We start from the raw sequence: 24731 nt of genomic DNA, 5'->3' as shown, positions 1-24731 counted from the left end.
TCGCCGAGAGCTCGATGGATGTCGATGAAACTCGATGGCCTATCAATCAGTTTAATTCTTCATCTATCATCGCGGGAAGCGCCCGGCAGGTGTCCAGCATCTGGCGCCCACCGGAGGAGGCCGTATGAGCGAGACGGGAACGGACGGACCGAAGGAAGCGGAAGGGCGGACGGGAATCGTCACCGGAGCGGCGCGTGGCATCGGCGCCGAGACCGCGCGCGTCCTGGCGCGGAGCGGCTGGTCGCTGGTCCTGGTGGACGCATGCCGTGACGATCCCTCCCTCACCTACCCCATGCCGAACGAGAAGGACCTCGATGCCGTGGCGGACGAGTGCCGTGCCGCCGGAGCACCCGACGTCCGGGTGTGCGTGGCCGACGCGGCCGACCGCGGGTTCCCCGCCCGGCTCGCCGACGCACTCGACGGCCGAACACCCACCGCCGCCGCGGCGGTCGCCGGAGCCATCCACGGAGCCCCCGCCTGGCAGACACCCGACGAGGTGTGGGACAGCATGCTGAGCGCCAACCTGCACTCCGTGCGACGGCTCGCGGAGGCAACCGTCCCGGCCATGACGAGGGCCGGGTACGGACGCTTCGTCGCCGTCTCCTCCGCCGCCGGACTGCGCGCGATGCTGCACCTGGGGGCGTACTCCGCCGCCAAGGCCGCCGTGATCGGGTACGTCCGCTCCCTGGCCGCCGACCTCGCCGGTACCGGAGTCACCGCCAACGCCGTGTGCCCCGGATCCACCCGGGGCGAGATGCTGCGCGCCAGCGCCGCCGTCTACGACCTCGACGACCCCGAGGAGTTCGCGGGCCAGCAACTCGTCCGGCGTCTCCTCGAACCGCGGGAAGTGGCGGAGGCCATCGCCTGGCTCTGCGGGCCCGGGGCGTCGGCCATGACCGGGGCGATCGTGCCGGTCGACGGCGGCCTCACCAGCTGACCGGAAGCCGCTCCGACGCCCGACGCCAACCCCAGATGACCGAAGGAAGCCCTTCGCATGGCGAGCCCTGCCGCACAGCCTCCCGTATCTCCTGCATCTCCCTTGTCTCCCATATCTCCTGGGGCGGGCGCCGCCGCGCGCCCGCAGCGACCCCTGCCCCCGGTCGAACTCGTCCGCCCCGGGCTGTGGAGCATTCCTGTGCCGCTCCCCAACACCTCGCTGCGCTACGTCCTCGTCTACGTCTTCGAGACGCCCGCCGGGCCCTACCTCGTCGACGCGGGGTGGGACAACGACGAGGCGTACGACGTCCTGTCCGCCGGACTCGTCACCGTCGGCAGCCGTATCGAGGACGTACGCGGTGTCCTGGTGACCCATGTCCACCCCGACCACTACGGGCTCGCCCACCGGGTCCGTGAGGCGTCCGGTGCCTGGGTGTCGCTGCACCCGGCCGACGCCGCGGTGATCCCGCAGTTCGAGGGCAGCGAACCGTCCCCCGCGTTCTACGGAATGCTGCGCCGCGCGGGTGCGCCGACGTCGGCGATCGACGAACAGCGCACCGCCCTGCGGATGCTGGCCTCCCGCGAGATCCCCAGGCCCGACCTGCTGATCGAGGACGGCGAAGAGCCGGACGTTCCGGGATGGGCCCTCACATCCATCTGGACCCCTGGGCACACCCCCGGGCACCTGTGCTTCTGGGAACCGCGCTACCGGCTGCTGCTCTCCGGCGACCACGTGCTGCCGCGCATCACCCCCAACGTCCCGCCGCCGGCGGACGACGACGGCGATACGCTCGGCGACTTCCTGGAGTCCCTGGGCCGTCTCGCCGAACGCGACGCCGCGGAGGTACTCCCCGCGCACGAACACCGGTTCACCGATCTCGGCGGCCGTCTCGCACAGCTGGTGGGGCACCACGAACGGCGTTTCGCGGAGGTGCTGACCGCGCTCGCGGAGGGCTGCGAAGTGGCCTGGGACGTCGCGGAGCGGATGAGCTGGTCCCGGCCCTGGCAGCAGATGGACCTGCTCGCCCGACGGGCGGCGGTGGGCGAGGCGTTCGCTCACCTGCGCGCGCTGGCCCGACGCGGCCTCGTCATCGAGAAGTCCGGGGAAACCGTCCGCTGGAGTCCGGCGGACGGTGTCGGGTCCCGGGAGTAGGACTCTCCGTCAGGAGGGCCGGCCGTTCTTCTCGGAGACTTCCTTCATACGGTCGAGACCGGCCATGGCGGGGTAGCCCACGGCGCTGTACCAGTGCCCGTGGCCGGTCTGATGCACGTCGAACACCGCCTGCAGAGCCGTCTGGAACCCCTGGATGTCCAGTGTCTGGTTGACGGCCCGCTTGGCCTGGGCCAGGGCGAACGGATGCTGCCTCGCGATCTGCTGGGCCAGTTCCAGCGTTTCGTCCTGGAGGGCGTCGAGCGGGACGACGCGATTGACCATCCCCAGCCGCTCTGCTTCCGCGGCCGCGATACGCCCGCCGGTGAACAGCATCTCCTTCGCCTTGCGGGCACCCAACTCCCAGGTGTGACCGTGGTATTCGACCCCTCCGATACCCATCGCCACCACGGGGTCCGAGAAGTAGGCGTTGTCGGCAGCGATGATCAGGTCGCAGGGCCAGCACAGCATGAGCCCCGCGGCGATGCATGCCCCCTGCACGGCGGCGATGGTCGGCTTGGGGACGTTGCGCCACTTCAGGGAGTAGCCGAGGTACTTGCGGGCCTCCTGCCGGTACATCTCCGCGAGTGTCTCCGGCGCGGTGTCCGTGCCCGACAGGTCATGCCCTGCCGAGAAGTGTTTGCCGTTGGCGTTGACCACGATGACCCGCACCTCGTCGTCGTACTCGGCGCGGCTCCAGGCGGCGTCGAGTGCGTCGAGGAACGCGAGCGACTGGGCGTTGGCCGCCTCGGGCCGGTTGAGGGTGATGACCGCGACGGGGCCCGAGGTGCGGTAGAGGATCGGATCGGTCGTCATGGGGTGCGCCTTCCAGGAGCTGGTACGGATTCCTCGTTCACGAGGACGAGAGGGCGGGGGTGGTGAGGGTGAGGAGCGGGACGTCAGCTGCGGTGGGCCAAGGCGGTGGCCGGCCGTTCCACCAGCTCGACGACCACCTCGTCGGGGCCCGTCATGAACAGCACGGTCAGACCGGGCAGGGGCGAGCCGGGCATCGGCACCCAGAGCGGCTCGCCGACCTGCCAGCCGGGGGTGTCCAGCAGTGCGGAGTGTGCTTCCTTCACGTCCTCGCAGCCCAGCGCGATCCGGTACAGCCCCTGGGCGTTGCCCGCTTCGGCGGATGGCTGGGTCACCTTCACCGGCCGTCGCCACTCGACGAGTTCGAGGGTGAACGTCGGGTCCTGGGAGAGCCCCAGCGAGACGGTGGACACCTCGGCCTCCGGGGTCTCCACATGGGACGGGCCGGCGACCTCCTGGAACCCCAGCGCGGCGTAGCAGACCGAGGACCGGGCGAGGTCGTGGCAGCCGATCCGCAGATGGGAGAGGACGGTCGCGCCCTCCGCGTGCTGCACCAACTCCACCGGAACTCCGTCCGGGTCGGTGACCCGCATACCGCGGTGCCGTTCGCCCCGGTACGGCAGTACGCACCGCTCCGCCGAAGCGCTCGCGCCGTCCGGCCCGAGCCCCCTCAACCGGATCCCTTCGAGGGACGGGACCCGGAAGCCGACGGCGAGCAGACCGGTGTGGCCCGGGACGGGCGCCGAACGGCGCGCCACCGCAGGGGAGTTCCACTGCACCAGTTCGAGTGCCGGCGCCACGCGGGGTCCGCGCTCGTCGTAGAGGAACCAGGTCTCGGAGTCGGTGTCGCCGTCGATTCCCAGCATCGCGCCGTCGCCCGCCGGAGTGAGCGTGCGCATCCTCCGGGTGAGGCCGAGCAGACCCGCGTAGAAGTCATGTGCGGCGGAGACGCCAACGGTGTTGATGTTGCAGTGGAGGATGCCGTGCGCGAGCCCGGAGCGCTCCGTCGTCATCTGAGGTTTCTCCATTCGGGCGGGGGAGGGGCGGGGGAACGGGAAGGGGTGGAGCTGGATCGGGAGACAGATACAGATGACTGAGTTGAATGTTTCGTCGCTCCGGATCCAGGAGCCGGGCCCCGGCCTCCCTGGGCTAATCTCGGGGCGAAGGAGGCCGAGTGGTGGCAGAACAGCGGAGTGCGGATGCCCCGAGCGCGCCGGGGCGGCGGCCTCACGGATCCCTGGACCGTGAGCAGATCCTGTCCGCCGCCCAGCGGATCATCGAGCGCGAGGGCCTGGACGGATTCAGCATGCCCGTCCTCGCCCGGGAGCTCGGCGCCGGAGTGACCAGCACCTACTGGTACTTCCGCACCAAGGAGGACCTGCTCGCCGCGCTGCTCGACCGGGTCACCCGGCAGATGTACCTGCAGATGCCCCCGGTCGGCGACGGCCCCTGGGACCAGGAGGCGGCCGCGTACTTCACCGCCTTCCGCGAACTGCTGCGGGCCACGCCGGTGTACCGCGACGTCATGGCCTTCGACGCGGAACCGATGTTCGTACGGTCGAGCATGGCTCCGACCATCCTCAGCCGGCTGGAGGAGGGTGTGGGCCTCTTCGTGCGGGCCGGACTGAGCCCCGAAGAGGCCGTGTACGCGTTCAACGCATGCGCCCATTACACCCAGGGCCATGTACTCGGCGAGCCCCTCGGACACGGCGACAACGACAGTGACAGTGACGAGGACTTCAGGTTCGGCCTGAACCTGCTCGTGGACGGGATCCGCCGATGAACGACACGGCAGGGGAGGGCGAGGTCGGTAAAGGTGAGGCGGCGAACGGCGAGGCCGGTAACGACAAGGCCGGTAACGGCGAAGCGAGAAAGCGCCGTGCACGAGGGTCCCTGAGCCGTGCGGAGATCCTCCGCGCGGCCGACTCGCTGCTGTCGGAGGGCGGGCCGCGCGCCCTGACCATGCCCGCCCTGGCGCGGGAGCTCGGCGCCGGAGTGGCCAGCATCTACTGGTACTTCCGCAACAAGGAGGAACTGCTGATCGCGCTGGCCGACGAGGCCACCGAGGAGATGTACCGGCGTCTTCCGCCGCCGGGTGCCGGACCCTGGCAGGAGGAACTGGCCCGGTACTTCACCGCCCTGCGCCACGCGTACCGGACCCTGGCCGAACGCCTGGAACTGCTGCGGGCCCGCCCCGGCGCGCAGGGCACCGCCGCGACGCCCGAGCACGGGTCGGCGGCGGACGGACGTGCCGAGGCGTATCTGCTGCTGCTCACCGGCGCCGGCATGCCGCCCGCCGACGCGCGGCGCGTCTACCGTGCCTGCTGGACGTACACGCGCGGCTACGCGCTCATCGAGCTCGGGCGCACCCGGCAGACGGGCGACGGCGGCCGGCGGGACGGTGACGAACTGCGCGCCGCGGTGGCCCGGTTGGACCCCGCCGGGCATCCGCTGCTGACCGGGCTGCCGGACGTCGCACGGCTGATGAGCACCGACGACGAACACTTCGCCAGAGGTCTGCGACTGCTGCTCGACGGAGCCGCGAAGCGCCTGCCGGTCAGGCGGCGACACCGATCAGCTCCCTGAGGTTGTCACCCATGATCCGGCGCTGGCTCTCCACCTTGATGCCGGCCAGGTCCTTGACGTAGTCCATGGGTTCCACCAGCCCTTCGGGGTGCGGCCAGTCGGAACCGAACAGGATGCGCTCCGGCCGCATGAGGTCGAGCAGGGGGGCCAGATTGTCCTCCTGGAACGGGGCGACCCAGATGTGCTCGTGGAATGCCTCGATCGGATCCTTGCCGAAGGTCTGCGGGATCCTGCCGTAGGCGATCCTGAACCGGCGCAGCAGATCGGGGATCCACCCCGAGCCGAGTTCGACAGTGGCGACCCGCAGTGCCGGATGGCGGTCGAACACGCCGTGGCAGATCAGCGCGGCGATGGTGTCGGAGACCGGCCGGTCGACGTGCAGGGCGAGCGTCTCGGTCAGCGGCGACTGGCTGAAGGTCGAGAAGGTGATGCTCTCGCCCCACTCCTTCGCGTGCTTGGCGTACCCCGAGTCGGCGGCGTGGAAGGCCACGACGACCCCGGCCTCAGCGGCCATCGCCCAGAACCTGTCGTGGGCGGGGTCGCCGAGCGACCGGGGAGCCCCCGGGCTGACGACCGGTGCCGGGCGCAGCACGATCATCCGCGTACCGGCCTCGATCACCCGCCGCAACTCGCGCTCCGCGGCGCCGGGATCGACCAGGCTGAACACGGGCGGGGCGATGATGCGGCCGTCGCGGTTGTAGCCCCACTCGTCGTCGATCCAGCGGTTGAAGGAGTCGAGTACGGCGTGCAGGGCCGGCGGGTCGTCGTGGAGCAGTTCCTCGATGCCGAGCGCGAGGGTGGGCAGGATGCAGACCTGGGCAACCGACTGACGCTCCAGCACATCGAGGCGCAGCGCGCGGTCGCGGTACTCGGGTCGGATCGGCTCCAGTGTGCCGATCAGCTTGCGGCCGTCGGAGCCGGCACTGTTCTCGGCCCGGAAGTACTCGATGAGCGCTCCGGGCCTGGCGACCGGATCGAAGGTCGGGTTGCTGATCATCGTGAAGAGCCGGTCACCGATCAGCAACCGGGTACGCCCGTCCTCGGTCTTCGCCCAGCGGAAGGCCTGGCTGAACCGCTTGTCGAGATGCCGGGTGAATGAGTCGGCGGACTCGTAGAAGTGCTGGTCGACGTCGGCGAGGGCGAAGTCCGGCCCCAGGAGTGAGCTGTCCATGAGAAACCTCTCTGTCCCGTACCCCGACGGGACGGCGGATGAGGCGGATCGAGCATCTCTCAGGGAACGTATCGTAAGCCTTTCGATATGGGAACGGGATGGAGACAGACTGTCAGATACAGTGAGGTGTGAGCGATTGAATCCTGTCTCTACACTGCCGCACTATGTGGGGCCAGTGTCAGAATCGCCGGGTCGACCAGGTGCCGCTCGCGCCCGGTCGACTGCCCGCGGGAAGAGGAGAACCGATGTCGATGCTGCCCGAGGCCGGAGCGTGGGGAACCCAGGCGCCGGTCCCGCGGGATGTGGCTTCGCCGTCCCAGCCGGATGTGGCGTCGCCGACCCCACCCGATGTGGCTTCACCGGCCCCTGCCGTCCACACCGTGCTGGATCTCCTCGAACTGGCGGAGACCGAACCGGACGTCTACCAGGCCTCGTTGGTCTACGACGACGACCAATACGTGCTGTACGGAGGGCAGGTGGCGGCGCAGGCCCTGCTGGCGGCAGGCCGCACCGTGCCGCAGGAACGGCTACCGCACTCCCTGCACGGCTACTTCCTGCGCGGTGGATCCTCGGCCCGGCCGACGGTGTTCCGCGTCGAGCGGGACCGTGACGGTCGGTCCTTCTCCGCCCGTCGCGTGGTCGCGCTTCAGGACGGAGCGGTCATCTTCACCATGTCGGCGTCGTTCTCGGTGGCCGAGGCGGGCGTCGACGTCGAAGCCGGCCCGGACCCCGAACTCCCGCCGCCCGCACGCCTACCCGACCTGCCGCTGCACCGGCTGCTGTCGTTCGAGGGAAGGCTCCCGCCACAGGTACGCCCCGGTCCGGACGATCTGCCCACCCGCCTCTGGGCCCGCTGCACCGCCAGCCTGCCGGACTCGCCGCTCCTGCACGCCTGCGTACTGACCTACCTGTCGGACTTCTCCACCGGCCTCGCCCTGCTGGAGGACGACACGTCCGCCACCGGGGCGAGCCTGGACCACGCGGTGTGGTTCCACCGCGACATCCGGATGGACGACTGGGTGCTGATGGAGCTCGCACCGCACACCGCCGCCGGCGCGCGCGGGTGGTACACCGGCTCCGTACACCGCTCCGACGGCGTGCGGGTGGCGAGCCTGGCCCAGGAGGCACTCTTCCGCAAGCGCCGATGACGCGCCGCGAGCCCGGCTCGACCCCAAGTCCACCGATCCTCAAGGATTTTCAGTCGAGGCAGATCGCTTTGGTTCCGTGCGGTGCGGTGAGCTCCCCTCCCTTGATCTGGGCGTACCAGCCGCAGGCGGCGACCGTGGCGGGCTTCCCCTCGTGGTAGGTGGTCGGCGGGATCATCCCGTCGAGAGTGTCGTTCGCCGGCCGGGCCAGGAGGCCCTCGATGACGTCCGCGGAGGTGGGCGGCGCGGAGGTCGCCTTGGCCAGTGCCTTGCCGAACATCACCGCGGACGCCCAGCCCGCCGTCGCGCTGGTGTTGAGCGGGGAATCGGGGGAGTAGACGCTCATCGTCTCCCGGAACTGCTTCGCCGCCGCGTCGTCGGCGAACCAGTCGAACGAGTCGTTGGCCAGGTACGCACCCTCGTGGACCGGGTTCTTGGCCACGTCCGCCCGGTAGCTCTGGCCGGGAATCATGAACAGCGGTTTGTAGCCCTGCTTGGCGCAGTCCGAGATGAAGCGGGTCGTCACCTCCTGCGAGGTACCGGTGATGACCGCCTCGACACCCTTGCCGCGCATGCTCAGGCACTGGGAGGTGTAGCTCGGTGTGGAGGCGGAGACGGCGAGGCCCGAGGCGAACGTCACCCCGACCTCCGGCGCGGCACGCTTCACCAGGGAGAACATGTTCTGGCACGCGGGAACCTCGGCGCAGGCGATCGCGCCGACCTTGCCGTGGCCGGCGAGTTTCGCCGCGTTCACCCACAGGGCGATGTAGTTGGCCCCGGTCTGGGCCGTCGGGAAGAACAGAGGGTTCGTCTCGTAGACGGTGGCGTTGGAGGAACCGCCCAGCACGGGAATCCCCTTTTCGGCCGCGTACTTCTCCCACACCGCCTCAAGACCGGCCTCGTGGCTGCCGACGAGCGCGATCACCTTGTCCTGCTCGACCAGGCTCTTGACGGCGGCCAGGGCTTTGGCCGGGTCCGCCTGGTCGTCCTTGACGACGACCTTGACCGGATGACCGTTGATCCCGCCGTTGTCGTTCGTCCACTGCGCCCACGCCGACACCGCGTCCGGCGATGACTTGGACGTGGCGCCGGCGAACCCGCTGAAGTGGCCGACGCTCCCGATGACGATCGGCGTTCCCGTCGGATCCGCCACGTTCGGCCGCGCTTTGGCGCTCGTTCCCTCGCCGTCACCGCTTCCGCAGGCGGACGCGAGCAGCATCACCGCGACCGCCGCGCCGCTCATCCGCAGCGCACGCCTTCCTCGTATTCCTGGCATAACCCTCTCCTGTTCTGCGCCGGACCGTGGCGCGACCCGAATGCGGGCACGCCTGATGGACCCCCTGATGAACCCCATGTGCTGGTAAGCGTGTTGGCCGGCCGGTCAGTGGGAGACCGACGCCGAGCCGAGGTAGTGCTCGAAGATGTCCTCGCGGATGCCGGCGGGCTCGCCGTCGTACGCGATGCGCCCCTTCGCGAGGACGCAGACCCGGTCGGCAGCGGCCAGTGCCCTGTTGACGTACTGCTCGACGAGGAGGAGTGAGGCGCCTTCCTGGATGATCTTCGCGAGGAACTCGTAGATCTGGTCGATGACGACGGGCGCGAGACCCATGGACACCTCGTCGACGAGGACCAGACGCGGTTCGTCGAGGTAGCTGCGGACTACGGACAGCATCTGCTGCTGGCCACCGGAGAGTTCGCCCGCCCGCTGGTTCAACTTCCCTCCGAGCACGGGAAAGTGCTCCACGGCCCGCTCGACCGCGGCCTTGTCCTGCCGCTTCCAGGTGTGCAGGACCAGGTTCTCCCGGACGGTGAGGGACGGATACACGCCACGGCCCTCCGGGATGTGGCACAGCCCCTGCCTGGCGCGTCGGTGCGGTCGGGTGCCGGTGAGCTCCTTGCCGTCGAACCGGATGTGTCCCGCGGTCGGCCGCAGCAGCCCGGAGATCACGCGCAGCAGCGTCGTCTTGCCCGCGCCGTTGGGTCCCAGGAGCGCCACGACACTGCTCCGCGGCACGGTGAGGGACACCTCCCGCAGGACGCCGAGTCCGCCGTACCCGGCCTCGATCCCGCGCACTTCGAGCAGCGGCGGGTCTTCCGTAGCCGGTCCCTCCGTCGCCGGTTCGTCTGTCGTTGGTTCGTCTGTCGCCGGTTCTTCGCCGCGGCCGTCCTGGCCGGTGACACCCGTATGGACCGTCACAGTCCCACCTCCTCGGTGCCTGCACGCTGGGGCAGTTCGGTGGATGAGCCCAGAGCGGACGAGCCCAGATAGGCCGCCCGCACGGCGTCGCTGGCGGCGACCTCGGCCGGAGTGCCCTCGAAGATCGGCACCCCGAAGTCGAGGACGTACAGGTAGTCGCACACATCCATCACCAGCGCCATGTCGTGCTCGATGATCAGGACGCCGATGTCCCGCTCACGCACCGTCTCCCGCAGCACCTCGCCGAAGCGCGCGGTCTCGATCCGGTTCAGCCCCGAGGACGGCTCGTCGAGGAGCAGGGCGTCGAAGGGGCCCGCCAGGCAGCGGGCCAGTTCGACCAGGCGGCGCTGGCCGGTGGAGAGCCCGCCGACCGGATGGTCGAGGAGGTCGGTCAGTCCGCAGGTCCGTGCCGCCGTGGCGACCGCCTCTGCGATGGCCACCCGGTCGGCGGGGCTGCCGGCGATGTGCCGCCACGGCCACGCGCCGGCCAGCGACGCCTCGCGGCCGAGGGCGATGTTCTCCCGCACCGTCATCGAGTCGAAGAGCTCCATGCGCTGGAAGGTGCGGCCCAGACCGCGGCGGGCGCGGGTCGCGGGGCTGAGGCGGGCGAGGTCGCGCCCGTGCAGGTGCACGGAGCCGCTCGACGGCCGGACCAGTCCGCTGCACACGTTGAACGTGGTCGTCTTTCCCGCGCCGTTGGGCCCGATGAGGCCGGTGATGCGGCCCTTGGGAGCCGACAGGGAGAAGTCGTTGACGGCCACGCTGCCACCGAACCGGACGGTCAGCGCCTCGATTCGTACGCCCTTGGACGGCAGCGCCTCGCTCGGCGGGCGGCCCCCCTCGGACGCACCCAACTGCTTGACCGGTACTGTCAGATCTGGATCCCTTTTGGTGCTCGTCAACGCTTCCACGGATTCCGTCGGGGGGCCGGTCACCCCGGGGCGCGCACGACCGCCGATCCGGTCCAGGAAGCGGCGCAGTGCCGGAATCGGTTGCGGGCCGCCCGTCAGTGACACCAGCACCGCCGACGCTCCGAACACGAGGTTCAGCCAGTACGTGGTGTTCTCGTCGCTGATGTAGGCGCCCGGGAGTGTCATCGCCGCGGCCGCGAAGAACGCGTACCAGGGTTCGCCACCGAGTGCGAGCACGAGGACGGCCACCAGGACCAGCGAGGAGAACGAGGTGAAGGAAGCGCCGTTCACCGCTGAGATCGCGCCACCGTACAGGCCTCCGTAGACGGCGGCCATGAACGCGGAGACACAGAAGACCAGCACCCGCGTCGTGTTGACGCTCGTACCGTGGGTCGCGAGGGCCGTGGGGGAGTCGTCGAGCCCGCGCAGCAGCCGGCCGAGCCGGCTGTGGTGGATGAGGACGACCGCGACCGACGCGAGCAGTACGAAGACGAGGACGAGGTAGTAGTAACCGCGGTCGCCGCCGAAGAGATCCCCTCCTGGCCGTGGCACGGTACGACCGTCCGGACTGGAACCGAACAGCACGTTCAGCGGATAGCCCATCTGCTCCAGCGCGATACCGAACCCGAAGGTCGCAAGCGCCAGGAAGACCCCGGACATCCTGATGGCCGGGATCGCGATGAAGGCGCCCACGGGTACGGCGACCAGGCCGGCGAGCAGCAGAGCGACCAGCCACGGCAGCCCGAGTCCGCCCGAGAAGTGGGCCATCGACGCCGCTCCGACCGCGGCGAACGCCATGTGGGAGAGCGAGATCAGGCCGGCTGTCCGGATCAGCAGCCCGAGCGAAAGGAAGAGGACGACCTTCGTGAGGGCGTCCGTATAGGTGGGCAGGCGGGCGCTGCTCACCAGGATCGGGACCAGGACGAGGGCGACGACGAGTACCGCGCCGCCGCCGAACTGGACGCGGGCCGGCGCCCGCCACTGGCTGGTGACCAGGGGGCGGGTGGTGATGCGCCGGTCGGTCAGGCGTCGTCGCGGCGCCAGCACCAATACGGCGAACAGCACAAGGAAGGGCACACTGGGCGGCAACCCGGTGAGCAGGGCGTTCGGATGGGTCACCGATCCGTACCGGGTGAGGACCGAGGCGAGGACACCGACGACGATTCCGCCGGCGTACGCGAGCGGCAGACTGGAGAACAGGCCGAACGCGGCGGCGCCGAACGCCTGCACGACGAGCAGGGTCAGCAGGAGTGCGTCCAGGCTGAGACTCGGTGCGAGGAGCACCCCGGCCATGCACGCGAAGGTCGAGCCGATGATCCACGCCCATCGCCGGACCGCGACCGGGTTCGTGCCCGCGGTGTCCAGCAGCTCGGGATTGTCCACGACCCCTCGCATCGCGAGACCCAGTCTGGCGAACCGGAAGAAGAGGGAGAGCGCGGCGGTCGAGACGAGCGCGATCAAGGCGATGATGACGCGGTCCCAGCTGACGGCGGCATCCGCGAGGGTGAACGCGTTCGACGTAGGCAGGTAGTTGGGGAATGTCTGGCTCTGGGATCCGAACTTCGCGGTGAAGAACCCCTGGACCGCGAGAATCAGGCCGACCGTGGCGACGACCTTGTGGACGGTCCGCGCATCGGCGAGGCGGCGCGCCATCAGCTCCAGGAGCAGCCCGAGTGCCGGCCCCAGGACGCCCACGGAGACGAACGCCGCCCAGCCCCACGGCACGCCGTGGTTCACATGGAGTGTGTAGAAGGCGTACGCGGCTGTCGTCGCGACCGCTCCATGGCCGAAGTTGAGAATCCCGGACGTCTTGTAGGTCAGGACCAGGCCCGTCGCGGCAAGGCCGTAGACCGATCCTGAGGCGATGCCGATGATGACGAACGGCAGAAGATCGTTCATCGCGACACCCCGCTGTCGGCGGGGCTCTGGGCGGTGAGCGGGCACGTCGGTGTGACCATCTCAGACTCCTTCGTCCGAAGGCGTGAGGGGACGGTGCCGAGGTCGTGGCTGTGTGTCGGTGGACGCTACTAAGTACATGGCCGGAAGGGAACCCTCGGTCGACACATCTGTCAGAACTGGGGTCCATCGGGCAGTCTCGCCGTAGGCGGCGGGGAGAAATGTCGTCCCGACTTCCTCCGTCACGGGCCTAGGCAGCGCTCGTCTATATAGTGCAATAATAAATCTAGAAGATCTGAATGTGCCTTCGAGAGGCCGGGGAGACCCGGACGGATCCTGGAGGGGTCGTGAATCTGGCAGGCAGCGTTGTTCTGGTGACCGGTGGTGCCGGTGGGCTGGGGGAGGCCACGGTGCGCAGGGTCGCCGCCGCGGGCGCCTCCGTGGTGATCGCCGACCTCGCCGACGACCGGGCCGAGAAGTTGGCGGCCGAGCTGGGACCCGGCGCTCGCTATGTACGGACCGATGTGACCGACGAGGCCGGCGTCGCCCAAGCGGTGGAAGAGGCAAAGAAGTTGGGCACCTTCCGCTACGCGGTGGTCGCCCATGGCGGCTTCGGTGTCGCGGAGAAGGTCGTGGGCCGGGACGGCAGTCCCGCCGGGCTCGCGGGCTTCACGAAGACCGTCGACCTGTACCTGACGGGGACCTTCAACGTGCTGCGGATCGCGGCGGCGGCGATCGCCGAGAGCGAGCCGGACGCGGACGGACAGCGCGGAGCGATCGTGGCCACCGCCAGCATCGCCGCGTTCGAGGGGCAGATCGGCCAGATCGCCTACGCGGCGGCCAAGGCGGGGGTGGTCGGCATGACCCTCGTCGCCGCACGGGACCTCGGCTCGCTCGGGATCCGGGCCGTCACGGTCGCGCCGGGGACCATGCGGACTCCGATCATGGAGTCCGTGGGGGACGAGGCGCTGGCCAGGTTCGCCGCCAACATCCCCAATCCGCGACGGCTCGGCAGGCCCGAGGAGTACGCCGCGCTCGTGCAGCACATCCTCGAGAACCCCTACCTGAACGGCGAGACCATCCGCCTCGACGGAGCCCAGCGCTTCGGTCCGAGGTAGCGAGGCCACCGCAAGGTGGTGAGGCAACTCGCCCAGCCAGTCAGATGTTTGTACTCAATCGGACGGACGGCCGGTCACCAGAGAACAACGCTTGAAGGAGTCAGCAATGCCGCTGCAACCCTGGATGAAGCTCATCTCCGTCGACGACCACCTGATCGAGCACCCGATGGTCTGGCAGGACCGCCTGTCGGCCAAACACCGGGAACGCGCGCCGCGCATCGTGGAGACACCGCGCGAAGGCCTCCCGGCGGTCCAGTCCTGGCTCTACGAGGACAGGCCCTACCCCTACATAGGCCTCAACGCGGTGGCGGGCAAGAAGCCCGAGGAGTACGGCATCGACCCGGTCCGCTACGACGAGATGATCCCTGGGTGCTACGACCCCAAGGCACGCGTCGCCGACATGGACATCGACGGAGTGGAGGCCATGATGTGCTTCCCCTCCTTCCCGGGGTTCTGCGGCACGGTGTTCATGAAGGGAGACGACAAGGAACTGTCGCTGCGGTGCGTCCAGGCGTACAACGACTTCGTTCTCGACGAGTGGAGTGCCGCCGCACCCGGCCGGCTCATCCCCGTCGTGATCCTTCCGCTGTGGGACGCGCAGTTGTCGGTGCAGGAGATCCACCGCACCGCGGCGAAGGGCGCCAAGGCGATCTCGTTCCCCGACCTGCCGCATGCACTCGGACTCCCGTCCATGCACACCGACTACTGGGACCCGGTCCTCTCGGCGGCCGAGGAGACGGGCCTGCCCCTGTGCCAGCACTTCGGCAGCGGCGGCGCCATGTCGATTCCCCAGGTCGCGACGGACGCGCCGTTCGCCGTGATGATCAACCTGATGGGCACCAACAGCATGCACGCCACCGCCGACTGGCTGTTCTCCCCGGCGCTGCACAAGCACCCGAAGCTCAAGATCGGCCTCTCCGAGGGCGGCATCGGCTGGATTCCGTACATCGTCCAGCGGGCCGACTATGTATGGCGCAAGCACCGCGCCTACCAGAACATCAACCAGGACGTGATGCCCTCGGAGCTGTTCCGGAAGCACTTCCACGGGTGCTTCATCGAGGACGACTTCGGGGTCGACAACCGTCATGCCATCGGGGTCGACCGGATCACCTGGGAGTGCGACTACCCGCACTCGGACTCGTTCTGGCCCGCGAGCCGCAAGCGCGCGGCCGACGCGTTCGCGGACGTACCGGACGACGAGGTCCACAAGATGGTGGAGCTGAACGCCCGGCGGTTCTACAACCTGCCCGACGCCGTGCCCGCGGAGCGCGCCGCGGCAGTGAGCTGAGGGCCCGTCATGGACCGGATCGAGCAACTGCCGCTGGACGACTGGAACGACCAGGACCTCCTGACCCGTGACGAGGCGGGTGAGCGCCTTCAGCAGGAGATCCAGGTGGTCACCGGCGAGCTGGCGCAGCTGCGCCGGGGCACACCGGACCGGACCACCACGGCCGGCGTCGAACTCCTCGACAAACGGCTGACGGCGATGAAGGCGGCGCTCTCGGAGCTGACCGGCGGCTGAGGGGAACGGCGGCGGCGCCGTTGAGGGAAGTTGAAGAAAAGGGTGGTGGCGCCGACGCCGTTGCAGGAAACGGTGGTGGCGCCGACCGCTCGCTCATGCAACTGATGCGTTGCGTGCGCCTGGCCCACGGCGCGGGAGGCGACCGCAATCCGTCCCCTCTCCACCGCCGCCATCGCCACGTAGAACCCCTGCCCCTCCTTGCCGAGCAGATGGTCAGCGGGCAGCCGGGCCTCGTCCAGGAAGACGTCACCGGTGGAGATCGACCGGAACCCCAGCTTGTTGACGCGGCCGCGCGCCGATCAGGCTGGAGGGCAAGCTCATATGGACGGCCGCGATGTGGTCCACCCGGGCCATCTCCTCGATCACCACCGAGTAGGTGAGGTGGTCGAGACCGAGGCCGCCGGGCCTGCACCGGCAGGCTGCGGGTGACCCGACCGACCGGCCGCAGGGCCGGCCCGCCTGCCGTGATCAGGACCGCCCCCGCCCGGGTCCAGGTCCGCGGCGAGCACCAGGGTGCGGGGCCGGGCGGACAGTACGGCGTCCAGCGCGGCCGGAGCGCCGCCCCCCACCCGCTCGGCCACCTAGGTGTCCGGCGGCAGACCGAGGCCTGCCAGCAGGGCTGCCGAGTTGCCGCCCTCCAGCAGGGGCAGATCGCGGGTGACCAGCACCACGTGCGCCACCCCCGCAGCCCCTGCCGCCGCCAGCGCGGCGCGTCCGGCCTCGACGGCCATGGTGACGGCGTCCTCGTCACCGCCGGGGAGCCGTCTTTAGGGGAGCCCGTATCCAAGGGTGCGACCACCCCGCCAGGTGGCGGCATCCGGACCAGCCAAAACCCGCCGTCTGGCGATGGCCGCCGTACGGGCGCGCGTACCAGCATGAAGAGGTGGAACCCCCCACCCATCCGCCTCGGATCCATCAGTCCTTTTGATCCTTTTGATCAGCGAGGCGTCACGGGAAAGAGAAAGACAAGATGCTCGTAGAAGTCGATGTGCCGAAGTGTGTGGCCTCGGGGCAGTGCGTTCTGATCGCTCCAGAGGTCTTCGACCAGCGGGATGACGACGGCATGGTCGTGCTCCTCGATGAGCGGCCGGCAGCCGAACTGCACGAAGGGGTACGGGAGTCGGCCATGGTCTGCCCGGCCGCCGCGATCCGGCTGGTGGACGCGTGAGGCGCGTTGCCGTCGTCGGGGCCTCGGCGGCCGGTCTCGCCGCGGCGGAGACGCTGCGCAGGGAGAACTTCGGCGGCACCATCACCCTGATCGGCGACGAGCCCCATCTGCCGTACGACCGCCCTCCGTTGTCCAAGCAGATCCTCTCCGGGGAGTGGGGCGCGGACCGGCTGCCGCTGCGGGCCCCGGCCGACGTCGACGCGCTGAAACTGGAACTGCGCCTCGGTTCTGCGGCGACGGGCCTGGACCTGGCGGGCCGGAGCGTCGCACTGTCCGACGGCGACCAGGTGCCGTACGACGGCCTGGTCATCGCGACCGGGGTGCGCCCGCGGAGGCTGCCCGGCCATGCGCGGGCCCACGTGCTGCGGACCCTCGAAGACGCGCTGGCCCTGAAGGGGCGACTGGAAGCCGGGTGCCGCCTGGTCGTGGTGGGCGCCGGGTTCCTGGGCGCCGAGGCGGCCGCTGTGGCCCGTGGTCTGGGCGCGGAGGTGACCCTGTTGGAGCCGGCGCCGGTTCCCCTCGCCCATGCCGTGGGCGAGGAGGTCGGCCGGGTGCTGTCGGGGGCCCATGCCGAGCACGGGGTGGACCTGCGGACCGGCGTGCTGGTCCAGGAGGTCACCGCGGACGGCGTACGGCTGGCGGACGGCACGCTGATCGAGGCCGACGAGGTACTGGTGGCGATCGGATCGCTGCCCAACACCGAGTGGCTGGAGGGCAGCGGGCTGCGTCTGGACAACGGACTGGTCTGCGACGAGTACGGCCAGGCCGCGCCCGGCGTGTACGGGGCCGGGGATGTGGCCCACTGGTACAACCCGTTGTTCGGTACGTCGATGCGGATCGAGCACCGCACCCACGCCAGTGAGCAGGGCATGGCGGTCACCCGCAACCTGCTGTGCGACGACTCGGGCGCGCAGCGGGCGTTCGCCCCGGTGCCGTACTTCTGGTCCGACCAGTACGACATGAAGATCCAGGCGTACGGCTATCTGCGGGCCCACGAGGAGATGGCCGTCGTCGAGGGCTCGCTGGCCGAGCGCCGTTTCGTGGCCGCGTACCGGAGGGGAACGCGGTTGGTGGGGGTGCTCGGGGTGGGTGTTCCGCCCAAGGCGATCCGCTCCTGGCGTGCGGCGATCGCCGCCGGTGCCGAGTGGCGCGACACCGTGCGTGGTGTGCCGGCCGCGTAGTGTGCCGGACCTCACCAAGGGTGGCAGAAACTGCCACCAAGGTGTGGCAGTTTCTGCCACCCCCTGTTAGCGTCGGGCTCGGCGCCCCTCCGGATGTCGCACGGATGCCGTGTTCAGACGCCCACCGTCGACGCCCACCATCCGGATCCCGTTCCGATCCGCCCCATCCCGTTTCCGTCCTCCGATCTTCCTGAAGGAGCACTGGTCATGAGCCGCACATCCGTCACCAGCCCCGTCGTCATCGAGGCTGCCATCACTCCGCTGCGCAAGGGGGAGCCGCTCCAGACGAGCGAGGAGCTCATCCACGAGGCCACCGAGTCGCTGGCCGGCGGCGCCGCGATCGTCCACCACCACCACGACTTCCGGCAGACCCGCGAGGGCGCGATCGCGCAGATCGTCCACGTCGAGAGCGAGATCCTCAAGGCCTACCCGGAGGTGTTCGTCTACAACGACTACCTCCGCGGCGAGAAGATCATGGAGGAGAAGAACGCCCACCTGCCGGCGCTCGCCCAAGCGGGTGTCCTCACGATGGCCGCGCTCGACCCGGGTCTGACGCAGTTCGGCATGCTCGGCGAGAACGGTCTGCCCTCCATCCACGTGCAGGGCGGCGCCGACTACGCCTCCGCGCACGAGGTCGTCGAGTTCGCCGACAGGACGGGTACTCCGCTCAGCCTCGGTGTGTACGACCCGAGCAACCTGCGCTGGATCCTCGCCTACGCGGCCAAGGGCCTGTTCCCGGCCGGCTCGATGATCAAGCTGTACTTCGGCGGCGAGTACCAGCTCGGCGGCGTCAAGTGGCCGACCGCCGGATTCGGTCTGCCCCCGACCAACCAGTCCCTCGACATGTACCTCTCGTTGATGGAGGGCTGCGACCTCCCCTGGATCGTCAGCATCCAGGGCGGTGTCCTGCTCGACTCCGAGATCGCTCAGCGCACCCTGGAACTCGGCGGCCACCTGCGGGTCGGCGTCGAGGACACCGCGGGCGCCACCGCGATGTCCAACCGCGAGACCGTCGAGGCCGCCGTCGCGCTCGCCGAGAAGGTCGGCCGCCCGGTGGCGACCGGCGCCCAGGCGCACGCCGTACTCAAGGGCGGTGCGGCATGACGGCGCTGCCCGAGGTCCGCCTCTGGGTGGGCGAGAAGAAGCTGCCGACCGGCTCCGGAGGCGTGTTCGACCACGTCAACCCGGCGACCGGACAGGTGCAGGCGCAGATCCCGCTGGCCGGATCCGCCGAGGTCGCGGACGCCGTCGAAGCGGCGGCCGAGGCATTCAAGGTCTGGCGCGGAATGCGCCCCGACCAGCGCCGCGATCTCCTGCTGCGCCTGGGCGAGCTGATCCGCGAGAAACAGCCCGAGCTCACCCGGATCGCCGCCCTGGAAAACGGCACCCCCGTGATCGGCGGCCCGCACTATGTGAAGCTGGCCGTCAACTGGCTGACCTACTACGCGGGTTGGGCCGACAAACTGCAGGGCACGGTCACCGGATCGTTCGTCCAGGGAACCGACTTCACCTACAGCCAGCCCGAGCCGTACGGCGTGATCGGCGCGATCATCACCTGGAACGTGCCGCTCGCCTCGCTGTGCATGAAGGTCGTCCCGGCGCTCGCCGCGGGCAACACCGTCGTCATCAAGCCGTCCGAACTCACCCCGTTCACCGCGGAGATGTTCGCGCGCCTCGCCGAGGAGGCGGGCATACCCGCCGGTGTGATCACCGTCGTGCCGGGCACCGCCGATGCCGGTCAGGCCCTGGTCGCGCACCCCAAGGTGCAGAAGATCTCCTTCACCGGAGGCCCGGCCACCGCCCGCAAGATCCTCGCGACCTGCGCCGAGCATCTCAAGCCGTCCGTCATGGAGTTGGGCGGCAAGTCGGCCAACATCATCTTCGCCGACGCCGATCTGGACAAGGCGTCCGCCGAGGCCATCAGGATGGGGCTGTCCGCGCTGAGCGGCCAGGCCTGCATCCTCGGCTCGCGCGTCCTGGTCCAGGACAGCGTGTACGACGAGGTGGTGGCCAAGCTCGTGGCGGCAGCCGAGTCGCTGCCGATCGGCGACCCGTCGAACCCGGGTGTGCTGTTCGGGCCGGTCATCAACACCGCCGCCCGCGACCGGATTCTCTCCCTGGTCGACGAGGCCCGCGCCGACGGCTCCGGCCGGTTGGTCACGGGTGGCAACCCGATCCGCGGTGAACTCGCGGCGGGCAGCTTCGTCGAGCCGACCATCTTCGCCGATGTCGACCCGGGCAGCAGCCTGGCCCAGAACGAGGTGTTCGGTCCGGTCATCTCCGTCAGCAGGTTCTCGACCGACGAGGAGGCGGTGGAGATCGCCAACAGCACGGACTTCGGTCTTGCCGCGTACATCCACTCCCGCGACGTCACCCGCGTGCACGCCGTCGCCGACCGGCTGGAGGCGGGCACGGTCTACGTCAACGGCGCCGCCGTCGTCCAGCCCTGGAGCCCCTTCGGCGGGCAGGGCGAGAGCGGGTTCGGCCGCGAGGGCGGCTACCAGGGCATCGCCGAGTTCATCCGCCCCAAGACGGTCGCCATCGCGCCCCTGCGCTGACCCCGCGCAGGTACCCCGGTCTCCGACTGCACACGGAGGCCGGGGCGGGCCCTGGGACCCCGGACCGCACCCGGGGCCCCAGGGCCGACAGCAGCCACGAGTACAACGGAGTACACCACCATGAGCCTCACCACCTCCCTCGCGGGCCGCAGCGCGGTCGTGACCGGCGCCGGTTCCGGCATCGGCCGCGCCACCGCTCTCCTTCTCGCCCGCCAAGGCGTCCAAGTGGTCGTCGCCGACCTCGACGCCCAGCGTGCCGAGACCGTCGCCAAGGAGATCCAGCAGATCGAGGACGGCGGCGCCACCGCGCTCACCTGCGTGGGCGACCTGAGCGACCAGGCCGTCGTCGACCGGGCGGTCGCCACCGCCGTCGACGGCTTTGGCGGGATCGACATCCTGATCAACAACGCCGGGGTCTACGACACGATGTCCGCGGCCGGCGACGTCAGCGACGCCGAGTGGGAGCGGATCATCCGGATCAACCTCACCGCGCCGTTCCTGATGACCCGCGCCGCCCTTCCGCACCTCCTTGCCGGCAACGGGGGTGTCATCGTCAACACCACCTCCGAGGCGGGCCTGCGCGGCAGCGCGGCCGGCGCCGCCTACACCGTCTCCAAGCACGGTCTGGTCGGCCTCACCCGGTCCACCGCCGTCATGTACCGGGACAAGGGGCTGCGGGTCAACGCCGTCGCACCCGGTGGCGTCGCCACCAACCTGGTCACCGAGATGAAGGTCGACCCGGCCGCCCTCGGCCCCGGCACCGTCAGCGGCTACGCCAGGCTCAACGCCGGCCGGCTGGGCGAGGCCGACGAGGTTGCCGCCGCGATCGTCTTCCTGGCCTCCGACGCCGCGAGCAACATCAACGGAGTGATCCTGCCGGTCGACAACGGCTGGGCCGCGGTCTGAGCCACACCCCCAGACGAGTCGAGCCCGGCGTTCCTGCCACGCCGGGCTCGACTCGTTGCGTTGCATGCGCCTGACTGCAATGCGTCGCGTTGCAGTCAGGCCTCCGGTTCCGCCGGTGCGAAGAGGGAGGGGCCCACCAGCTCCAGGGCGGTGGCGAACATCGTCGTGGGGTCTTCGGCGCCATCCGTGTCGTCGTACGCCTGAGTCGACAGCCGGATCGCGGCGGCGACCACCGCGCCGGCCAGCGCGGCCCGGTAGGAGCGCGGGCCGATACCCAGCCGCTCGGCGATGACCCGCGACCACAGCAGCTCGCTGTCGGTGATGACTTGAAGCCATTGGGCGCGGAACGCCTCCGACTCCCGCAGGATCCCGTGCAGAGCGCGCAGTTGCCCGACGTGGGTGGCGGCCCAGGATCCGGACCAGGCATGCACCAGAGAGGTGGACAGCGGCTCGTCGGACGGGCGTCCGGCCACCTCCGCGGCGATCCGCTCGGAGCCCGCCGCGAGGAAGGGCCGTACGACGTCCTCCTTGCGCGGGAAATAGCGGTAGAAGGAGCGCTCCGAGATGCCGGCGTGCGCGGCGAGTTCCTTGATGGTGAAGGAGCTGGTGCCGTGGTCGATGAAGAGCTGGACCGCGGCCCTGGAAGCGTCCAGCATCGTCCGCTCCTTCTCCTCCTTCACCTCCCGTGCCGTACGCGTCTGCACGCCCACTCTCCTTCCGCCGTTTCCTGGCCCGACGCTAACAGGCGCATGGCAGTATCTGCCATGCGCCTGAACGCTGCGGTGCTGCCCGCTGGTCCTGCTCCTACCAGGCCACCGGGAGCCGGTCGAGGCCGTAGACGAGCGCGTCCTTGCGGAACGGAACCTCCTCGAACGGCACCGCGAGCCGCAGGCCGGGCAGCGTGCGCAGCAGCGTGGGCAGCGCCACCTGGAGCTCCACGCGGGCCAGCGCCTGGCCGATGCACTGGTGGATGCCGTAGCCGAAGGCGAGGTGGCCCACGGTGCGGTGGTCGATGTCGAATTCGTCGGGGGCGTCGGCGAGGAAGGCCGTGTCCCGGTTGCCCGCGGGCAGACTGATGATCAGGCCTTCACCGGCCCGGACCAGCTGGTCGCCGATAACGATGTCCTCTTTGGCCACCCGCGTGATCGGGTTCTCCAGGATGGTCAGATAGCGCAGCAGCTCCTCGACCGTGTTCGCGATCACCTTGGGGTCGTCCGTTTCGCGGACGCGGGCGAGCTGGTCGGGATGGCGGAGCAGGACCAGCGTGCCGAGCGCGATCATGTTGGCGGTCGTCTCGTGTCCGGCGAAGAGCAGCAGCATGGACATGCTCGCCACCTCATCGAGGGTGAGCTCGCCCTGGGTGACCTGCTCGGCGATCAGGGCGCTGAGGATGTCGTCACCGGGCTCGCGCTCCTTCGCGGCGGTCAGTTGGCGCAGATAGCCGAAGAGCGCCGCTCCGGCAGCCTTGGTCTCCTCGGCCGTGGCCTCACGGCTGATCATGGTGGCGCTGTTCTTCTGGAAGACCTCGTGGTCCCCGTACGGCACTCCCAGCAGCATGGAGATCACCAGCGAGGGCACGGGGAGGGCGAAATCCTGGACCAGGTCCGCGGGGCCTGGCCCGGCAGTCATCTTCCCGATGAGGTCGTCCACCAGTTCCTGGATCCGCGGCCGCAGCGCCTCCACACGCTTGACCATGAAGTTCTTGGTGACCATCCGGCGCAGCCGCGCGTGCTCGGGATCGTCCATGCGGATGAAGGTCGTGGACAGCGGGGTTCCCGCCTGCTGCCCCGCGTGGACCCGGGGCATTCCTGGGTTCCCGGAGTCGGCGCTGATCCGCGGGTCACTCATGGCGACCCGGATGTCCTCGTACCGCGTCACGGCCCAAGCGGTCTTGCCGTCCCACAGGCTCACCTTCTGCAGGCCCTCCGCGGCACGCCAGTCGGAGTACTCGGCGGGCGGAGAGAAGGGGCAGCCGGTGCCGCTGCCGCGGGTCTGGGGGAAATGGGGGAGGGTGCTGGTCGTCATGGGGAGCTCCCGTCTGCTCAGGAATAGGGCGTACGCGGGGCGCTCCGCGCCGGGAGTCTCCGGGCGGGCCGGGAAACACCGGGCGGTGGCCGAGCGGCTCGCTCACGCGCCGCGCACACCCCTCATGGTGGTTCGCCGGGCCTGGCCGCCACGACCGCGAACTGGCGGGAACTTGGCGCCCGTGGCCCGCCGCCTGGCGGGCGATTAGGGTGATGACGTGCGAGCACAGGGAGCCGACAGGAGCGTCTTGGACGTGGTGGCGTACTTCGACGCGCTCGTCCGGGACCGGGTCCAGCTTCCCGAACTGCTGCGGGCAGCCGCGCTGTTCACAGGTTGCCCGGCCGGGTTCGAGGCGCCGGACAGCGGCGAATGCGTACAGTGCGACCCCGACCCCGAGGGCGATACACGTCCGGTCGACGGGCCGCCCGCTTCGACAGGAGTCACGCCACTCGGGCGCCCGGGCACGGGCGGTCGAACGGGCCGTGTGTGGCTGGCGCGTGACGGTGTTCCGGATCCCCTGGATGAGGCCGTGCTGGAACGGCTCGCGCTCGCCGTCGAACTCGCGCTGGAGCGCGCCGAGCGCTTCGTACCGGGCATCGACGACCCTGAGAGCCTGATCCGCCTTGCCCTTGACTCTGCCGCTGACCCCACCGCGCGGGCGCGGGCTCTGGTGCTGCTCGGCTTCGACCCGGCGCGACCGATCCGGGTCTTCGCCGCTTTCGTCGAGGACGCCGACGGTGGCGAGAGTGAGGCAGAGGGCGGGGGCAAGGGCAAGGGCAAGGAGGAGAGCGAGGGAGGGTCCGACACCGAATCCGGCGAAGCGGTGGCGCGGGAGCTGAGGGCACTGGGGCTGTCCGCCCACTGGGCCCGGATGGGCCCTCTCATCGCCGTGCTGTCCGCGGTCACGCCGGACGAACGGCTGCCCGCGGGGGACTTCCCCCTACGTCTGGGCATCGGGACCGCGGTGCCGGGGCGGCTCGCCGCCGACTCCTGGGCCGCCGCCCGCATCGCCCTGCGGTTCTCCGTCACCGATGCCCGGCGCGGACGGGTGACGTCCTGGGAGAACCTCGGCGTGCTGACCCTGCTCGCCGAGCACATCCCCGATCACGCCATCGATGCCCAGCCGGACGTACGGGCCCTGGAGCGGCTGGCGGCACAGCCGCGCGGCCAGGAGGTCATCGACTCGGTGGAAGCACTGTGCCGCGAAAGGTCACTGCGCCGCGCAGCCGCCAAGATGCACCTCCACCACAGCTCGATGGCAGCCCGCATCGCCCGCGCCGAGACTGCCATGAATCTCAGCCTGGACAGCGAATCCGGCCGTCTCCGCGCCGAGTTCGCGCTGCTGATGCTCCGCCTGCGCGGCCACGCCTGATCGCATCCGGGCGTCGCCCTCCACGGCCCCATCACCCGCGAACCGCGACTCCTTCATGTTGTTTCCACCGTGTCAC

At 69.9% G+C, this 24731-nt stretch carries 23 protein-coding genes and 1 pseudogene; 14 read left to right on the top strand and 10 right to left on the bottom strand.

Annotated elements, in window-relative coordinates; genetic code table 11:
- Positions 1-124 precede the first annotated feature (124 nt).
- Both OG266_RS00835 and OG266_RS00830 read left to right on the top strand, forming a co-directional pair.
- Positions 125-937 (top strand): SDR family oxidoreductase, encoded by an 813-nt coding sequence (locus OG266_RS00835; protein WP_371541476.1) that lies wholly within the window; start codon positions 125-127, stop codon positions 935-937.
- Positions 938-1135: 198 nt separating this feature from the next.
- Positions 1136-2089 carry an MBL fold metallo-hydrolase gene (locus OG266_RS00830; RefSeq protein WP_371541474.1) on the top strand — a complete coding sequence of 318 codons (954 nt, stop codon included), beginning with the start codon at positions 1136-1138 and terminating at the stop codon, positions 2087-2089.
- Positions 2090-2098: 9 nt separating this feature from the next.
- On the opposite strand, the gene OG266_RS00825 is transcribed toward OG266_RS00830, so the two are convergent.
- Positions 2099-2902, bottom strand: a complete 804-nt coding sequence (locus tag OG266_RS00825; RefSeq protein WP_371541471.1) for an enoyl-CoA hydratase — start codon at positions 2900-2902, stop codon at positions 2099-2101.
- An 83-nt stretch (positions 2903-2985) separates the two neighbouring features.
- Positions 2986-3912, bottom strand: a complete 927-nt coding sequence (locus tag OG266_RS00820; RefSeq protein ID WP_371541469.1) for a VOC family protein — start codon at positions 3910-3912, stop codon at positions 2986-2988.
- 164 nt (positions 3913-4076) lie between these two features.
- Here OG266_RS00820 and OG266_RS00815 point away from each other — a divergent pair, with 164 nt between their 5' ends.
- A complete protein-coding gene (locus tag OG266_RS00815) occupies positions 4077-4682 on the top strand; it encodes a TetR/AcrR family transcriptional regulator (protein ID WP_371541466.1) in 606 nt (201 codons plus the stop codon).
- Positions 4679-5485, top strand: coding sequence for a TetR/AcrR family transcriptional regulator (locus tag OG266_RS00810; RefSeq protein ID WP_371541463.1), 807 nt, complete (start codon positions 4679-4681; stop codon positions 5483-5485). The genes OG266_RS00815 and OG266_RS00810 overlap by 4 nt, the downstream gene beginning before the upstream one ends.
- Here the strand turns inward: OG266_RS00810 and OG266_RS00805 are convergent.
- The gene (locus tag OG266_RS00805; RefSeq protein ID WP_371541460.1) at positions 5457-6656 is read right to left on the bottom strand and encodes an amidohydrolase family protein; all 1200 of its coding nucleotides are present in this window, start codon (positions 6654-6656) and stop codon (positions 5457-5459) included. The two genes, OG266_RS00810 and OG266_RS00805, sit on opposite strands and share 29 nt — an antisense overlap.
- Positions 6657-6901: 245 nt before the next feature.
- On the opposite strand from OG266_RS00805, the gene OG266_RS00800 reads away from it, so the two are divergent.
- Positions 6902-7804: an acyl-CoA thioesterase gene (locus tag OG266_RS00800; protein WP_371541458.1), complete on the top strand. Its 903-nt coding sequence runs from the start codon at positions 6902-6904 to the stop codon at positions 7802-7804.
- A gap of 49 nt (positions 7805-7853) precedes the next feature.
- On the opposite strand, the gene OG266_RS00795 is transcribed toward OG266_RS00800, so the two are convergent.
- The 3 genes from OG266_RS00795 to OG266_RS00785 form a co-directional block, all read right to left on the bottom strand.
- The gene (locus tag OG266_RS00795) at positions 7854-9077 is read right to left on the bottom strand and encodes an ABC transporter substrate-binding protein (RefSeq protein ID WP_371541455.1); all 1224 of its coding nucleotides are present in this window, start codon (positions 9075-9077) and stop codon (positions 7854-7856) included.
- A gap of 105 nt (positions 9078-9182) precedes the next feature.
- Positions 9183-9998 carry an ABC transporter ATP-binding protein gene (locus OG266_RS00790; RefSeq protein WP_371541452.1) on the bottom strand — a complete coding sequence of 272 codons (816 nt, stop codon included), beginning with the start codon at positions 9996-9998 and terminating at the stop codon, positions 9183-9185.
- Complete coding sequence (locus OG266_RS00785; protein ID WP_371541450.1) at positions 9995-12808, bottom strand: ATP-binding cassette domain-containing protein; 2814 nt, start codon at positions 12806-12808, stop codon at positions 9995-9997. Before OG266_RS00785 ends, OG266_RS00790 begins: the two co-directional genes overlap by 4 nt.
- Before the next feature lie 344 nt (positions 12809-13152).
- Between OG266_RS00785 and OG266_RS00780 the strand changes: the two genes are divergently transcribed.
- The 3 genes from OG266_RS00780 to OG266_RS00770 all read left to right on the top strand — a co-directional run bounded on the left by OG266_RS00780 (position 13153) and on the right by OG266_RS00770 (position 15445).
- Positions 13153-13923 (top strand): SDR family NAD(P)-dependent oxidoreductase, encoded by a 771-nt coding sequence (locus tag OG266_RS00780; RefSeq protein ID WP_371541447.1) that lies wholly within the window; start codon positions 13153-13155, stop codon positions 13921-13923.
- 106 nt (positions 13924-14029) lie between these two features.
- Entirely contained in the window at positions 14030-15211 is a 1182-nt protein-coding gene (locus OG266_RS00775; protein ID WP_332880749.1) for an amidohydrolase family protein, read from the top strand.
- 9 nt (positions 15212-15220) lie between these two features.
- A complete protein-coding gene (locus OG266_RS00770; protein ID WP_371541444.1) occupies positions 15221-15445 on the top strand; it encodes a hypothetical protein in 225 nt (74 codons plus the stop codon).
- Between the two features lie 246 nt (positions 15446-15691).
- On the opposite strand, the pseudogene OG266_RS00765 reads toward OG266_RS00770, so the two are convergent.
- Positions 15692-15835: pseudogene (locus OG266_RS00765) on the bottom strand (hypothetical protein); the annotation flags it as partial.
- Between the two features lie 191 nt (positions 15836-16026).
- Positions 16027-16176 (bottom strand): hypothetical protein, encoded by a 150-nt coding sequence (locus OG266_RS00760; RefSeq protein WP_371541442.1) that lies wholly within the window; start codon positions 16174-16176, stop codon positions 16027-16029.
- Positions 16177-16415: 239 nt separating this feature from the next.
- Here OG266_RS00760 and OG266_RS00755 point away from each other — a divergent pair, with 239 nt between their 5' ends.
- The 5 genes from OG266_RS00755 to OG266_RS00735 all read left to right on the top strand — a co-directional run bounded on the left by OG266_RS00755 (position 16416) and on the right by OG266_RS00735 (position 21258).
- Positions 16416-16613 carry a ferredoxin gene (locus OG266_RS00755; protein WP_371541439.1) on the top strand — a complete coding sequence of 66 codons (198 nt, stop codon included), beginning with the start codon at positions 16416-16418 and terminating at the stop codon, positions 16611-16613.
- The gene (locus tag OG266_RS00750; protein ID WP_371541436.1) at positions 16610-17794 is read left to right on the top strand and encodes an NAD(P)/FAD-dependent oxidoreductase; all 1185 of its coding nucleotides are present in this window, start codon (positions 16610-16612) and stop codon (positions 17792-17794) included. Before OG266_RS00755 ends, OG266_RS00750 begins: the two co-directional genes overlap by 4 nt.
- A 207-nt stretch (positions 17795-18001) precedes the next feature.
- On the top strand, positions 18002-18898 hold the full coding sequence (locus OG266_RS00745) for a 3-keto-5-aminohexanoate cleavage protein (protein WP_371541433.1): 897 nt from the start codon (positions 18002-18004) through the stop codon (positions 18896-18898).
- Entirely contained in the window at positions 18895-20352 is a 1458-nt protein-coding gene (locus tag OG266_RS00740; RefSeq protein WP_371541429.1) for an aldehyde dehydrogenase, read from the top strand. The genes OG266_RS00745 and OG266_RS00740 overlap by 4 nt, the downstream gene beginning before the upstream one ends.
- Positions 20353-20472: 120 nt before the next feature.
- The gene (locus tag OG266_RS00735; RefSeq protein ID WP_371541426.1) at positions 20473-21258 is read left to right on the top strand and encodes an SDR family NAD(P)-dependent oxidoreductase; all 786 of its coding nucleotides are present in this window, start codon (positions 20473-20475) and stop codon (positions 21256-21258) included.
- 95 nt (positions 21259-21353) lie between these two features.
- Here OG266_RS00735 and OG266_RS00730 read toward each other — a convergent pair whose 3' ends face one another.
- Positions 21354-21962: a TetR/AcrR family transcriptional regulator gene (locus OG266_RS00730; RefSeq protein WP_371541422.1), complete on the bottom strand. Its 609-nt coding sequence runs from the start codon at positions 21960-21962 to the stop codon at positions 21354-21356.
- A gap of 100 nt (positions 21963-22062) precedes the next feature.
- Positions 22063-23283, bottom strand: coding sequence for a cytochrome P450 (locus tag OG266_RS00725; RefSeq protein ID WP_371541420.1), 1221 nt, complete (start codon positions 23281-23283; stop codon positions 22063-22065).
- A gap of 217 nt (positions 23284-23500) precedes the next feature.
- Between OG266_RS00725 and OG266_RS00720 the strand changes: the two genes are divergently transcribed.
- Entirely contained in the window at positions 23501-24655 is a 1155-nt protein-coding gene (locus OG266_RS00720) for a PucR family transcriptional regulator (RefSeq protein ID WP_371541417.1), read from the top strand.
- The last annotated feature ends 76 nt before the right edge of the window (positions 24656-24731 follow it).

It is taken from the genome of Streptomyces sp. NBC_00554 (assembly GCF_041431135.1).
Lineage (GTDB): Bacteria > Actinomycetota > Actinomycetes > Streptomycetales > Streptomycetaceae > Streptomyces.
The sequence above is the reverse complement of the archived record's forward strand: the minus strand, read 5'-3'. Positions and strand labels throughout refer to the sequence as shown.

Bases quoted from the DNA above. Each gene is read 5' to 3' on its own strand.
- OG266_RS00835 (WP_371541476.1), top strand. From the start codon at position 125: ATGAGCGAGACGGGAACGGACGGACCGAAGGAAGCGGAAGGGCGGACG.
- OG266_RS00825 (WP_371541471.1), bottom strand. From the start codon at position 2,902: ATGACGACCGATCCGATCCTCTACCGCACCTCGGGCCCCGTCGCGGTC.
- OG266_RS00820 (WP_371541469.1), bottom strand. From the start codon at position 3,912: ATGACGACGGAGCGCTCCGGGCTCGCGCACGGCATCCTCCACTGCAAC.
- OG266_RS00810 (WP_371541463.1), top strand. From the start codon at position 4,679: ATGAACGACACGGCAGGGGAGGGCGAGGTCGGTAAAGGTGAGGCGGCG.
- OG266_RS00805 (WP_371541460.1), bottom strand. From the start codon at position 6,656: ATGGACAGCTCACTCCTGGGGCCGGACTTCGCCCTCGCCGACGTCGAC.
- OG266_RS00800 (WP_371541458.1), top strand. From the start codon at position 6,902: ATGTCGATGCTGCCCGAGGCCGGAGCGTGGGGAACCCAGGCGCCGGTC.
- OG266_RS00795 (WP_371541455.1), bottom strand. From the start codon at position 9,077: ATGCCAGGAATACGAGGAAGGCGTGCGCTGCGGATGAGCGGCGCGGCG.
- OG266_RS00785 (WP_371541450.1), bottom strand. From the start codon at position 12,808: ATGAACGATCTTCTGCCGTTCGTCATCATCGGCATCGCCTCAGGATCG.
- OG266_RS00775 (WP_332880749.1), top strand. From the start codon at position 14,030: ATGCCGCTGCAACCCTGGATGAAGCTCATCTCCGTCGACGACCACCTG.
- OG266_RS00770 (WP_371541444.1), top strand. From the start codon at position 15,221: ATGGACCGGATCGAGCAACTGCCGCTGGACGACTGGAACGACCAGGAC.
- OG266_RS00760 (WP_371541442.1), bottom strand. From the start codon at position 16,176: ATGGCCGTCGAGGCCGGACGCGCCGCGCTGGCGGCGGCAGGGGCTGCG.
- OG266_RS00755 (WP_371541439.1), top strand. From the start codon at position 16,416: ATGCTCGTAGAAGTCGATGTGCCGAAGTGTGTGGCCTCGGGGCAGTGC.
- OG266_RS00745 (WP_371541433.1), top strand. From the start codon at position 18,002: ATGAGCCGCACATCCGTCACCAGCCCCGTCGTCATCGAGGCTGCCATC.
- OG266_RS00740 (WP_371541429.1), top strand. From the start codon at position 18,895: ATGACGGCGCTGCCCGAGGTCCGCCTCTGGGTGGGCGAGAAGAAGCTG.
- OG266_RS00735 (WP_371541426.1), top strand. From the start codon at position 20,473: ATGAGCCTCACCACCTCCCTCGCGGGCCGCAGCGCGGTCGTGACCGGC.
- OG266_RS00725 (WP_371541420.1), bottom strand. From the start codon at position 23,283: ATGACGACCAGCACCCTCCCCCATTTCCCCCAGACCCGCGGCAGCGGC.